14 protein-coding genes are annotated in these 12089 nt (G+C 68.2%); 10 read left to right on the top strand and 4 right to left on the bottom strand.

From position 1 onward, the window contains the following. Positions 1-83: 83 nt before the first annotated feature. Positions 84-455 (top strand): YciI family protein, encoded by a 372-nt coding sequence (locus tag DMH01_RS23925; protein WP_125679464.1) that lies wholly within the window; start codon positions 84-86, stop codon positions 453-455. A gap of 60 nt (positions 456-515) precedes the next feature. Here DMH01_RS23925 and DMH01_RS23920 read toward each other — a convergent pair whose 3' ends face one another. Beyond that, complete coding sequence (locus DMH01_RS23920) at positions 516-1022, bottom strand: DoxX family membrane protein (protein WP_037307370.1); 507 nt, start codon at positions 1020-1022, stop codon at positions 516-518. A gap of 129 nt (positions 1023-1151) precedes the next feature. Next, a complete protein-coding gene (locus tag DMH01_RS23915; RefSeq protein WP_125679463.1) occupies positions 1152-2183 on the bottom strand; it encodes a glycerophosphodiester phosphodiesterase family protein in 1032 nt (343 codons plus the stop codon). A gap of 71 nt (positions 2184-2254) precedes the next feature. Between DMH01_RS23915 and DMH01_RS23910 the strand changes: the two genes are divergently transcribed. From DMH01_RS23910 to DMH01_RS23875, 9 genes are all read left to right on the top strand, one after another. Further along, a complete protein-coding gene (locus DMH01_RS23910) occupies positions 2255-3016 on the top strand; it encodes a MerR family transcriptional regulator (protein WP_125679462.1) in 762 nt (253 codons plus the stop codon). A gap of 279 nt (positions 3017-3295) precedes the next feature. Continuing rightward, positions 3296-4486: an ATP-binding protein gene (locus DMH01_RS23905; protein WP_007032375.1), complete on the top strand. Its 1191-nt coding sequence runs from the start codon at positions 3296-3298 to the stop codon at positions 4484-4486. A 70-nt stretch (positions 4487-4556) separates the two neighbouring features. Then, positions 4557-5795 (top strand): FAD-binding oxidoreductase, encoded by a 1239-nt coding sequence (locus DMH01_RS23900; RefSeq protein ID WP_158633256.1) that lies wholly within the window; start codon positions 4557-4559, stop codon positions 5793-5795. A gap of 213 nt (positions 5796-6008) precedes the next feature. Continuing rightward, positions 6009-6158 carry a hypothetical protein gene (locus DMH01_RS43065; protein ID WP_007032374.1) on the top strand — a complete coding sequence of 50 codons (150 nt, stop codon included), beginning with the start codon at positions 6009-6011 and terminating at the stop codon, positions 6156-6158. 235 nt (positions 6159-6393) lie between these two features. Next, positions 6394-7317: a helix-turn-helix domain-containing GNAT family N-acetyltransferase gene (locus tag DMH01_RS23895; protein WP_125679460.1), complete on the top strand. Its 924-nt coding sequence runs from the start codon at positions 6394-6396 to the stop codon at positions 7315-7317. Between the two features lies 1 nt (position 7318). Continuing rightward, entirely contained in the window at positions 7319-7594 is a 276-nt protein-coding gene (locus DMH01_RS23890; RefSeq protein ID WP_125679459.1) for a hypothetical protein, read from the top strand. A 57-nt stretch (positions 7595-7651) separates the two neighbouring features. Beyond that, complete coding sequence (locus tag DMH01_RS23885) at positions 7652-8008, top strand: YciI family protein (RefSeq protein WP_125679458.1); 357 nt, start codon at positions 7652-7654, stop codon at positions 8006-8008. A 7-nt stretch (positions 8009-8015) separates the two neighbouring features. Further along, complete coding sequence (locus DMH01_RS23880; protein ID WP_125679457.1) at positions 8016-9236, top strand: RNA polymerase sigma factor; 1221 nt, start codon at positions 8016-8018, stop codon at positions 9234-9236. A gap of 298 nt (positions 9237-9534) precedes the next feature. Then, positions 9535-10155 carry a hypothetical protein gene (locus DMH01_RS23875; RefSeq protein WP_125679456.1) on the top strand — a complete coding sequence of 207 codons (621 nt, stop codon included), beginning with the start codon at positions 9535-9537 and terminating at the stop codon, positions 10153-10155. Between the two features lies 1 nt (position 10156). Here DMH01_RS23875 and mctP read toward each other — a convergent pair whose 3' ends face one another. After that, positions 10157-11800 (bottom strand): monocarboxylate uptake permease MctP, encoded by a 1644-nt coding sequence (gene mctP / locus DMH01_RS23870; protein ID WP_125679455.1) that lies wholly within the window; start codon positions 11798-11800, stop codon positions 10157-10159. Then, complete coding sequence (locus DMH01_RS23865; protein WP_125679454.1) at positions 11797-12075, bottom strand: DUF3311 domain-containing protein; 279 nt, start codon at positions 12073-12075, stop codon at positions 11797-11799. The genes mctP and DMH01_RS23865 overlap by 4 nt, the downstream gene beginning before the upstream one ends. Between the last annotated feature and the right edge of the window lie 14 nt (positions 12076-12089).

Raw genomic sequence — 12089 nt, 5'->3', positions numbered from 1 at the left:
AAATGTCGAACCGCCGTCGAGCCGCTCGACGCGTCGGTGAAGGCGGGGTAGAAACAGCCCCGCCAAGACACTGAGGAGCAGCGATGCGGTTTCTGATGATGCACCGGCTCGACGAGAGCGCCCCGGAAGCCTGGAACCCGAGCAAGGAGTTCATCGAGCAGATGGGCGCCTTCATCCAGGACTCGTTCGAGAAGGGCATCCTGATCACGGCGGAGGGCGTGCACCCGTCGGAGAAGGGCGCGAAGGTCCGCAAGGTGCGCGGCGGCAAGATCACCGCGACCGACGGCCCGTTCACCGAGGCCAAGGAGGTCATCGGCGGGTTCGCGCTGATCAACGCCAAGGACCTGGCCGAGGCCGTCGCGTTCGCGGAGTCCTACGCGGCGCTGTTCGACGAGATCGAGGTCGAGGTGCGCACTGTCGTCGAGGAAGAGGACATCGCCGCCTTCACCTCATGACCCCACGCGTTCAGTCCTCTGGATGCGCCTTTACGCATCCAGAGGACTGAACGCGGGCCGTCACTTCGTGATGGCCTTCTCGGCCTTCTTCGCCAGCTTCTCGGCGCGCTTCTCCGTCTTCGACGCGGCGCGGCGGGCGCGCCAGCCGAGCGACGGCTTGCCGGCGGTGTCCGCGGCGGCCAGGAGCAGGCCACCGGCGAGGCCGGCGTTCTTGATGAACTGGATCTGCTGCTGCTGACGCTCGGCCGGTTCCTTGATCTCCCAGAACCGGTGCGCGGCCAGCGTCGTCGGGACGAGGCTGCCGAGCAGCAGCAGCGAGGCCAGGCGCGGTGCCTTGCCCGCGGCGAGCGCGACCCCGGCGCCGACCTTCACCGCGGCGTCGATCCGGACGAGGGTGGCGGGGTCACGCGGCACCGATTCCGGCACCACGCCCTCCAGCTTGTCGAAGGACTCGGTGAGGAACGGCTCCGCGGCCTTGGCGTGCCCCTGGGTGTCCCTCAGCGCGCCGATCCCGCCGGAGATGAAGATCGCGGCGAGGAGCGGACGTGCGACGCGACGGAGAATCACGGTCGTAACCTTTCTGATCCGGACCCGGGAAACAAACCTAACCCCAGTCTTCCCGCCCACCACGCCGCCGAACCGCGCTAACGGTGTATCCGGGAATATTTCTCTGGCACTAGACAGGGCTAGGTTTCGTTAGCGGGACCGATACGCCTTGGGCAGCTTGAACCCGCGGTCGGCCGCGACCTGCCGCAGCCGGTCCGGATAGTCGGTGATGATGCCGTCGACGCCGTCGTCGATGAGCTTGTGCATGGTGGCCGGGTCGTTGATCGTCCACGGCACGACCTTGACCCCCGCGCGGTGCGCCTCGGTGACCAGCGCCTTCGTCGTGAACGGCCGGTAGTCGGGGTCGCCGACCTTGCCGCCTTGCGGGTTGCCGTGCACCGGCGAGAGCGCCTTCGCGCCGAACGACTTCACCGCGCGGACGGGGCTGCCGCCGAAGTCGTCGATGTCGATCCCGCCGAGCCACGGAGACTTGCCCGGCTGCCCCACCTGCAGGAATTCGGGCTGGGTCAGCGCGACCGTCGGGAGCCACGGCGCGACCTCGCGGAACCGCATCAGCGCGCCCCAGTCGAAGCTCTGGATCGAGACGTTGTGCGCGAAGCCGCCACGCACGATCTCGCGCACCGCCCGCTGGACGAACTGCTCACGCGGTGCCGTCTCGTGCGGCGCCGCCGCCTCGACCTTGGTCTCGATGGTGAACTTGATGCCCCAGGCGCGATGGTCCCTTGCCAGCTGGAACAGCTCGGCGAGCGTGGGCATCTTGGCGCCGGGGGAGAGCGTCTGGCCGGGGTGGGCCGGCTGCCGGATCGAACCGCAGTCCAGCGTGCGGACCTGCGCGAACGTCAGGTCCTTCACGTATTTGCCGACGTACGGGTACGCCGGGTCGCCGGGTGTCGCGGGCGCGGTGTCGCGGCATTTCGCGGGTGTCGTCTTGCGGTCGTGGGTGATCACCTCGCGACTGTCCTTGGTGATCTGGATGTCGAGTTCGAGCGTGGTCACCCCCAGCTCCATCGCCTTGCCGAACGACGCGAGCGTGCTCTCGACCGTGAGGCCGAGCCCGCCGCGGTGGGCCTGGATGTCGAAGGCGCGACGCGGATGCGCGTCGGCGACCCCGGCCGTCGTCAAGGTCAGCGCAGCGGCGATGACCAGCGCGAATGTCTTCATTCGTGAACCATGCCACGGACGGGTGAACTGCGATTGACTTTGACGCAACGTCAACCTCTACCTTCGTGGACATGCCGAACGAGAAGGAGTGGTCGATCCAGGACATCGCCCGCTCGGCCGGAACCACGAGCCGCACGCTGCGCCACTACGGCGACATCGGGCTGCTCGAACCGAGCCGGGTGGGGAGCAACGGATACCGCTACTACGACCAGGACGCGCTGGTGCGGCTGCAACGGATTCTGCTGCTTCGCGAACTCGGGCTGAGCCTGCCCGCGATCGGCGAAGTCCTCGAAGGGGAGCAGGACACGACAGCGGCGCTGCGCACGCACCTGAAGTGGCTGGAGCAGGAGCGACAGCGGCTCGGACGGCAGATCGAATCGGTCAGGACGACCTTGAAGAAGACGGAGAGAGGTGAACGACTGATGGCAACGGAAGTGTTCGACGGCTTCGACCACACGAAGTACGAGAAGGAGGTCACCGAACGCTGGGGCGCCGACGCCTACAAGCAGGGCGACCGGTGGTGGAAGTCGCTGAGCGCCGAGGACAAGAAGGCGCACCAGCAGGAACAGAAGGACATCGCCGCCGCTTTCGGTGAGGCCCGCGCCAAGGGCCTGCCCGCCGACGGCGACGAGGCCCAGGCGATCACGCAGCGGCTGTACGAGTGGCTTCGGCCGGCCGTGCGGGCCGTGTCGAAGGGTTACTTCGCCGGGCTCGGGCAGCTGTACGTCGACGACCCGCGCTACGGGCAGTACGACGAGAAGCACGGCGCGGGCACCGCGGAGTACATCCGTGACGCGATGGCGGTCTACGCCGAGCGCAACCTGCGCGACTAGAAACGAGGGACGGGGCTGCAGACCCGTCTCTGTTCTCTGTCGCGCGCTGACGAAGACGCCCCGCAGGGCGGAGACCGGATTAGACCTCTGACGGACAAAGCCGCCGCCCTGCAAACCGTCTCCGTGGGCCTCCGGCCCGAAAGAGGCGCGCGACGGTGAAGTCTCCGTCGGGCGCAGAGCGCCCTTGGGGAGACCATTCGGCCTCGTTTACTGCGACACGCCGTAGGCGAGTATCACTGAATATCGGGTCCACGCTAGAAACGCCGATAGCGTGTGAGAGTGGATCCCATCCGCAACCCCTTCGCCCCGGGCGCCGGTCAACGGCCGCCCGAACTGGCAGGCCGCGTGCGCGAGCTGCAGGCCTTCGAGGTCGTACTTGAACGGGTCGCCCGCGGGAGACCCGAACGCAGCCTGATGCTGACCGGCCTGCGTGGCGTGGGGAAGACGGTGCTGCTGGGCGAGCTGCGCTCGCGGGCCATCAAGCACGGCTGGGGCGCGGGCAAGATCGAGGCCCGCCCCGACACCGAACTCAGGCGGCCGCTCTCGGCCGCGCTGCACCGCGCGATCCGCGACCTCGCCGTGCGCCATCGCGCGCCGGACCGGGTCGAGCAGGTGCTCGGCGTGCTCAAGGCGTTCGCGCTGCGCGCCAACAAACCGGACGCGAAGCTTCGTGACCGCTGGCAGCCGGGCATCGACGTGCCCGCCGCGCAGGGCCGCGCCGATTCGGGCGACATCGAGATCGACCTGGTCGAGCTGTTCACCGAGGTCGCGGAGCTGGCGGCCGACGTCGGCACCGGGGTCGCGCTGCTGATCGACGAGATCCAGGATCTGCTGCCGGAGGACGTTTCCGCGCTCTGCGCCGCCTGCCACGAACTCTCGCAGTCCGGGGCGCCGCTGGTCGTGGTCGGCGCGGGGCTGCCGCACGTGCCCGCCGTCCTTTCGGCGTCGAAGTCGTACTCGGAACGCCTCTTCCGCTACGCGCGTATCGACCGCCTGGAGCGCGAAGACGCCGACCTCGCGGTGATGGCGCCCATCGAACGCGAGGACGCGGGCATCGAGCCGGAGGCGCTGGACGCCCTGTTCGACGCGTCGGGCGGATATCCGTACTTCATCCAGGCCTACGGCAAGGCCGCCTGGGATGCCGCGCCGGCGGATCCGATCACCGTGAAGGACGTCCAGGTCGCGGCGCCGGAGGCCGAATCGGAGCTCGCGGTCGGCTTCTTCGGCTCCCGCTACGAGCGCGCGACGCCAGCCGAACGCGAGTACCTGCTCGCGATGGCCGAGCTGACCCAGGGCCGGGACGAGTCCGCCGGTACCGCCGATGTGGCCGTCTACCTGGGGCGGAAGCCTTCATCCCTGTCGCCGGCACGGGACAGCCTGATGAAGAAGGGCCTGGTGTACTCCGCCGAGCGCGGGCACATCGCCTTCACCGTCCCGCACTTCGGTCACTACCTCCTCGGCCGGGACTAAGCCTCTATCCGCCTTTATCGTCTCGACGCTAGAAAGCGATAGAGAGCGCTACTTCGGCACACTGGCCAGGGTGACCAGCGTTTATTGGCGTGACGTCCTGCCGGAGCGAGTCTCTGCCCCCGAGCCTCCCCCGGCTTCGGCGGACATCGTGGTGATCGGCGCCGGGTTCGCCGGTCTGTCGATCGCCCTCGACCTGCTGGAACATCGCCCCGGCGGCCGCGTGATCGTGCTGGAGGCCCGGCACGCCGGATTCGGCGCGAGCGGGCGGAACGCGGGCGGCGTGCTCCCGCTGGGCGTCCTCCCGTGGCTGCTACCCGGCAGCGCGGGCGCGCACGACCCGCGTGAGATGCAGCGACTCCTGCACGACCGGATCGACACCCGGATGCGGGAACTGCGCGGCCTCCATCCGGCGGGCGAGATCACGCGGACCCGGATGCGGCTGATCGGCGGCTCCGCCTTCCTCGCCGCCGGTCTCGACGTGGTCGCGGACGCCGTGACCGCGTCGGGGATCGAGGTCGAGCAGGAAGCCGCGGGATTCTCGCTCGGATCGTGGACCATCCAGCCTGCCGCTCTCGCCGAATCACTGGCCGCCGAACTGAGCGCCGCCGGCGGTGCCCTGTTCGAGAACAGCCCGGCCGACTCGGTCGAACCGGCGGACGACGGCGTCGTCGTCCGCTTGCGGAGCGGGCAAGTCGTGCGAGCGGACCGCGTGGTGGTCTGCACGGGCGCGTACACCGGCGGCTTGTCGCTTCCGGATCCACCGGCGGGCCGGGTGGTCCACACGTATATGCGGGCCGGGGAGCCGGAGGACGTGGACGACGACCTGTTCCGCACGGCGCCAGAGCTCGGGATGGCCTACTGGCGGAGACACCGCGGGCGGTTGCTGTTCGGCGGGCTCGACCTCGGCGGACTGACACCCGGTGCCGAAGCCGACGCGCTACCGCGGGCACATCACAAGGTCGACAGGCTGCTCGCGCGTCGGCTTCCCGCCGAAGCCGGGACCCCGGCGACCCACCGCTGGGGCGGGCCTCTCCACGTCTCTTCGGCGGAGGTCCCCCAGCTGGCCCGGTCCGCCGTCACCGATCGCGTCGTCTACGCCGTCGGGTTCGCGGGCAGCGGAGTGGCACTGACCCTGACCGCGGGGCCGCTCGTGCGCGACCTCGTCCTCGGCCCCGGCGCGGCCGATCCGGAAGGGGTCGCGCTGCGAGAGGCGATGACCTCGACGACCATCCCGTGGCGCGGCGTCCTCGGCGCACTCCGGCGGGGACCGTCGAAACTCGCCCGGCGCCTGCTCCATGAGGGTTTCTAACGCTTCATCGCGCGGACGCTAGAGACGTCCAGCGTTACCAAGAAGTGACCGGCACCACCAAATCTCTCCGGTTTTACGCTCATGTTGCCGATGATTCATCGGCAAGTGTGCCAAGTCACCGGATAATCGTTGGCTTCCTTGTGAAAAAGGGTGCATACTAGAAGCACAGCCACGAAGACGCAAGATCTACTCCCAAGGGGATGACAAAAACCGATGAACAACATCGCCGCCAAGCTCCGTGCCCGTCGCGCCGAGGCTCGCACTCGCCGGGCCCTGAACCGGGCGATCGACACCGCGGCCACCGCGACCGTTCGTCAGGAGCTCATCGCTATCTCCCAGGCGCGTCACACGCACATGCGCTGACCCGACGACAACCGTTGTAGGTGTCGCCCATTCGAGTGACCTACGACACATAGTGCGTGAGGTGTAACGCCGCGGAACGTGGCGTCGATACCCATTACGACCCCGTGATGCTGGCGGACCCCCGACCTGGCAGCATCACGGGGTTTCCATATGTCCACCCCCGGAAAGATTTCTTGCCTTCACCGCTTCGCGGGGTAACACTTGACCCAGTCAACGAATCTGTTGAGGTGGTCAAATGAATCTATCCGTGGACCGGGTGGCGACCGTCCGGGCCTTCAACCGCCTGTACACCGGCGTGATCGGCGTCCTCGACGAAGGACCGGCCGACGCCGAGTACTCCCTGAGCGAAGCCAGGGTCATCTTCGAACTCGCGCAGCAGGAGCAGACCCAGGTCACCGACCTGCGCAAACGTCTCGACCTCGACGCCGGATACGCGAGCAGGCTGCTCGCGAGGCTCGAAGGACGAGGTCTCCTCACCCGCGAGCGCAGTGACGAGGACGCTCGCCGTCAGATCGTCCGGCTGACCGAGGACGGCCGCAAGGCCTTCGCCGTCCTGGACCAGCGGTCGGTGGGCCGGATCGGCTCGCTGCTCGGCAAGTTCGGCGAAGACGAGCAGGAGCGGCTGCTCGGCGCCATGGAAACGATCTCGTCGCTGGTCGGCGAGCGCGCCTCGAATCCCGCGCTGGTCCTGCGCCCACCCCGGCCGGGTGACTTCGGCTGGGTCGTCCACCGCCACGGCGCCCTCTACTCCCGCGAGTACGGCTGGGACGAACGCTTCGAAGCACTCGTCGCCCGCGTCGTCGCCGAGTACGTCGAGAGGCGCGGAGACCCGCGCCAAGCGGGCTGGATCGCCGAACTCGACGGCGAGCGCGTCGGCAGCATCTTCTGCATGCCCGCCGAAGACGGCACCACCGCGAAGCTGCGGATGCTGCTCCTGGAGCCGGCCGCCCGAGGCCGTGGCGTCGGAAAACGCCTGGTCGCCGAATGCGTCGAGTTCGCGAGGGCATCCGGCTACCGGGCGATGGAACTCTGGACGGTCTCGCTGCTGGACGCGGCGCGAGCGATCTACCGGAAGGCCGGCTTCCAGCTGGTGAGCGAAGAGACGATCACGGGCTTCGGTTACGAGCTGACCGGGCAGACCTGGCGGCTGGAGCTGTGACGTGTTCGTCGTCTACTGCCCCGTCTGCGATCGGCGGTCCGTGGTCGGGGTCGGCTCAATCGATTTCGTCGACGACCTGACCCCGGGCATGATCTCCGTTTCCGGTCGCTGCCCCGACGGCCACTACGCCGTCCTGCTGACTGGGAAGTCCTTCGCGCCCCATGAGCCCTGCGTGCGGGAAGTCCGGCAGGTGTTGAAACGACGGCGGCGCCGGACCAGGCTGGGGGCCTGGTTCGCGCGGCAGCGGGAACTGCACGACCGGCTCTTCCGCTACTGATGTCGATTCGCGGAGCGCTCGTTCGTCTAGGGACCATCGATTCCCAAGGAGGACGCCATGCCCCAGTACATCGGTTTCCTGCGGTCCCAGTCGGACTCGCATGATCACCTCGGCCCCGACGAAGCGCAACGCGTGCTCGAGAGCTACATCGCCTGGGCTGACGAACGCACCAAGGAGGGCCGCTTCGTCGGCGGCGGCGGGCTGTCGAGGAGTGGCCGGGTGCTGCGCGGTTCCGGCGGCGAGGTCGGCGCGACCGACGGGCCGCACACCGAGGCCACCGAGATCGTCGGCGGCTATCAGGTGATCGAAGCCGCGGACCTCGATCAGGCGGAGAAGATCTTCGCGACGCATCCGCATCTGGCGTTCGGGCCGGTCGAGGTGCGCAAGGTCGGCGAACGCGGTTGTGAGGACTGATGCCGTCATGAGCCGCCCGGCCGGCGTGGTGGAGCATCTGTTCCGGCACAGTGCCGGACGGATCGTCGCCACGCTGGCCAGGGCGCTCGGCCCCGAACGGCTGGACCTGGCCGAAGAGGCCGTCGCCGACGCGCTGGAACAGGCGCTGCGCACCTGGCCGCAGGCCGGGATTCCGGACAACCCGCGAGGCTGGTTGTTCCGGGCCGCGCGGAACCGGGCGATGGACGTCGTCAGGCGCGAACAGACTCTGCGCACCCTGCTCCCGCAGCTCGGGGAACTCGACGGTCACGAAGCCGACCGGGGGACGGACGACGAACTCGTGCTGATGCTGCTGTGCTGTCATCCCGCGCTGCCGACGGTCTCGCAGGTGGCGCTGACGTTGAAGACCGTCGGCGGGCTCGGGGTGAACGAGATCGCGGCGGCCCTGCTGACGAAACCGGCGACGGTGGCGCAGCGGCTCGTGCGGGCGAAGAAGTGGCTGCGGGAGTCGGGGAAGCCGCTATCCCTGCCGGGGCCGGACGCGCTGGAGTCCAGAGTGGACAGTGTGCTGGCCGTCCTCTACCTGCTCTTCAACGAGGGCTACGACGCGACGACCGGAGAGGTCGCGGTGCGCGGCGAACTGTGCGGGGAGGCGATCCGGCTGGGACGACTGCTGTTGGCCGAGCCGAAGACGGATCTGCCGAGGGTGCGGGCGCTGGTCGCGCTGATGCTGCTTCAGGGCAGCAGGCTGCCCGCGCGGGTGGACCGGGAGGGTGACCTGCTGCTGCTCGACGAGCAGGACCGCGATCGCTGGGACCACGCGATGATCGCCGAGGGGACGCGGCTGTTCGAGCGGGCGTGCACCGGGCCGGAGATGTCGGCGTATCACGTCGAAGCGGCGATAGCGCTGTGCCACAGCACGGCTTCGCCGCCGGACTGGCGCCGGATCGTCGGCCTGTACGACGATCTGCTGGCGCTGCGGCCGTCACCGGTGGCGCGGCTGAACCGCGCGATCGCGCTTTCGATGGTGGACGGCGCTTTGGGTTCAGCGATCGCCGAACTCGAAGCCATCGAGGCCGGCCTGCCGGAATACACCCTGCTGCCCGCCGTCCTCGGCGCCCTGTGGCTGCGGGCCGGCGACCCCGTGCGAGCCGCGGAGCACTACCGGCGAGCGCTCGCGCTGCCCTGCTCGGAACCGCAACGCCGCTTCCTCACCCGACGCCTGACGGCCTGCGCGACAACTCCCTGACCAGCACTTCTGCATTGCCCCGCGCGTACCCCACCCCCACCACTCCCAGGGGGGCGCGCCCCGCACCAGCGTATCGGGAGGGGGTGTCGCGGGGCGGGGTTCGGAGGGATTCAGGGGCGAGTTGTCCACAATGGCGGGTGGGTGTGGACAACTCGACGAGGGATAACGGTGGTCATGTTGCGAAAGCCACTTTCGCAACGTTGAAGGTTGCGAAAGTGGCTTTCGCAACGCGTCGGCTTCCCGAAAGCGGAGGCGGCGAAGACATCCGCAGTTCACGCGGGCAGGGTTGGCTGGGGGAGTGAACTGGACGGCGTACGTCGACGGCTACTGCGAACGCCTCGCGCCCGGCCTGTGGGGCGAGCCGCTCAACAGCCTCAGCAATCTCGCGTTCCTGATCGCGGCGATCGCCGTCTGGCGGCAACCGAAAGGCCGCGTGTTCGGCGTCCTCATCGGTCTGGTGTTCCTCGGCAGCACGGCGTTCCACCTGCTCGCCACCCGCTGGTCCGCGGCCGCCGACACCGGCTTCATCCTGGTGTTCGTCCTGTACTACGCCGCCGTGTTCCCGCGCGTCTTCTTCGGCGTCGGCCGACGGCTGGCGTGGCTCGGTATCCCCGTGTTCCTCGCCTTCACCGCCGTCGTCGCGTCGCTGGGCGGCGGGCTGTACCTCTCGGCGTTGATCGGGCTCGTGATCTTCGCCGTCATCCTCCGGGGTGAAGATCGCCGCAGGTTCGCCCTCGCCGCGGGCGTCTTCGGGGTGTCCCTGTCGTTCCGCACGGCCGACCACACGGTCTGCGGGAACTTCCCCGCCGGGACGCACTTCCTCTGGCACCTGCTGAACGGCCTCGTCCTCTACCTGGCGGCGACCGCGGCCACGAGAAAGGCCGCGCCCAGGCAGGACGCGGCCCCTTCTCACGGCTGACTCAGTGGACGCCGATTTCGCGGAGATCCTTGTCGTGTTCGTCGGCGTGGTAGTCCTCGGCCTCGGTGTCGTCCGTGCCGTTGAAGACCTTCAGCTGCCGCGCGATCACCGTGAAGATCACCGCGACCAGCAGGTTCGCGATCAACGCCACGAAACCGACGTAGATCTGCAGCTGCGAGCCGCTGAGGGGGTGCCAGCCGAAGATCGACAGATCGCCGAGCTTCAGCGCCGAGCCACCGAAGTGCGCCTTGCCGGTCGCCGGGTTGGGGATGTTGTAAAGCATGATCAGGCCCCAGCCGATACCGACCACCCAGCCTGCGATCAGGCCCCAGCGGTGGAACCACCGCGTGTAGAGCGAGATCGCGACCGCGGGCAGCGTCTGCAGGATCAGCACACCGCCGATGAGCTGCAGGTCGATCGAGAACTGCGGGTCGATGAACAGGATGAACGCCACCGCGCCGAACTTCACGATCAGCGAAGCGAGCTTGGCCTGCTTCGCTTCCTCGCCCGGCGTCGCGTTCTTCTTGATGTACTCCTTGTAGATGTTGCGGGTCCACAGGTTGGCCGCCGCGATCGACATGATCGCCGCGGGCACCAGCGCGCCGATGCCGATCGCGGCGAACGCGATCCCGGCGAACCAAGACGAGAACTGCGTGTCGAACAGCACCGGGACGACGGTGTTCGTGTCGGGCTTGCCGGTCGCGTTGTTGGTGATCGGCGAGACCGACGCGCTGATCGCGACGTAGCCGAGCAGCGCCAGCAGACCCAGCACCAGCGAGTACGCCGGAAGCGCGACCATGTTCCGCTTGATCACGCTGCGACCACGCGAGGCGAGCACGCTGGTGAGCGAGTGCGGGTACAGGAACAGCGCGAGCGCCGAACCGAGCGCCAGCGTGGCGTACTGCAACTGGTTGTTGGCGTTGAGCAGGATGCCGTCCGACGGGGACGGCGACTTGTCGAACTTCGCGTCCGCCGCGTCGAAGATCGCCGACCAGCCGCCGAGCTTCGAGGGCAGGTAGATGATCGCGACGATGATCACGAGGTAGATCAGGATGTCCTTGACGAACGCGATCAGCGCGGGCGCGCGAAGACCCGACTGGTAGGTGTAGACCGCCAGGATGATGAAGGCGACCAGCAGCGGCAGGTGACCGACGATGCCGGAGCCGTTGATGCCCATCGTCCGCAGCACCGCTTCGAGGCCGACGAGCTGCAGCGCGATGTACGGCATCGTCGCGATGATGCCGGTGATCGCGATCAGCAGCGCCAGCGTCGGCGAACCGAACCGGCCGCGAACGAAGTCGGCGGGCGTGACGTAGCCGCGGACGCGCGAGACCGACCACATGCGCAGCGCCGGCATCAACACGATCGGGTAGACGATGATCGTGTACGGCAGCGCGAACAGGCCCATCGCGCCGGCGCTGAACATCAGCGCGGGGACGGCGACGAACGTGTAGGCCGTGTAGAGGTCACCGCCGAGCAGGAACCAGGTGATCCACGAGCCGAACTTGCGGCCGCCCAGACCCCATTCGTCCAGGTGGTCGAGGGTGTTGCCGGCCTTCCAGCGCGACGCGACGAAGCCGAGCACGGTGACCACCGCGAAGAGGATCGTGAAGATGATCAGCTCTGGCCATTGGATGTTGGTCACTTGGCGTCCCCCTCGTCGAGCTCGTCCACGGACAGCCGGTCGGGACGCTCACTGGTCGGCTTGTCCTTGGTCATCACGAAGACGATCCAGGTGCACAGGACACCGACCACCACGAACACGAATTGGAACCAGTAGAAGAACGGCATCCCGAACAGCCGGGGACCGTCCGAATTGAACAAGGACGTGATCAGCACCAGCAACGGGATGATCAACAGGAGGTTCCAGGGGCTGAACTGAAAGCCCCTCACCTTCCCGTCTGCCTTACCTGACGCCATCGGACCTCACCTAA

The organism is Amycolatopsis sp. WAC 04182, from assembly GCF_003947465.1.
Classification (GTDB): Bacteria; Actinomycetota; Actinomycetes; order Mycobacteriales; family Pseudonocardiaceae; genus Amycolatopsis.
Note: the sequence above shows the minus strand (reverse complement) of the source record. Positions and strands in the feature narration are given on the sequence as shown.

Bases quoted from the DNA above. Each gene is read 5' to 3' on its own strand.
- DMH01_RS23925 (WP_125679464.1), top strand. From the start codon at position 84: ATGCGGTTTCTGATGATGCACCGGCTCGACGAGAGCGCCCCGGAAGCC.
- DMH01_RS23915 (WP_125679463.1), bottom strand. From the start codon at position 2,183: ATGAAGACATTCGCGCTGGTCATCGCCGCTGCGCTGACCTTGACGACG.
- DMH01_RS23910 (WP_125679462.1), top strand. From the start codon at position 2,255: ATGCCGAACGAGAAGGAGTGGTCGATCCAGGACATCGCCCGCTCGGCC.
- DMH01_RS43065 (WP_007032374.1), top strand. From the start codon at position 6,009: ATGAACAACATCGCCGCCAAGCTCCGTGCCCGTCGCGCCGAGGCTCGC.
- DMH01_RS23895 (WP_125679460.1), top strand. From the start codon at position 6,394: ATGAATCTATCCGTGGACCGGGTGGCGACCGTCCGGGCCTTCAACCGC.
- DMH01_RS23885 (WP_125679458.1), top strand. From the start codon at position 7,652: ATGCCCCAGTACATCGGTTTCCTGCGGTCCCAGTCGGACTCGCATGAT.
- DMH01_RS23880 (WP_125679457.1), top strand. From the start codon at position 8,016: ATGAGCCGCCCGGCCGGCGTGGTGGAGCATCTGTTCCGGCACAGTGCC.
- DMH01_RS23865 (WP_125679454.1), bottom strand. From the start codon at position 12,075: ATGGCGTCAGGTAAGGCAGACGGGAAGGTGAGGGGCTTTCAGTTCAGC.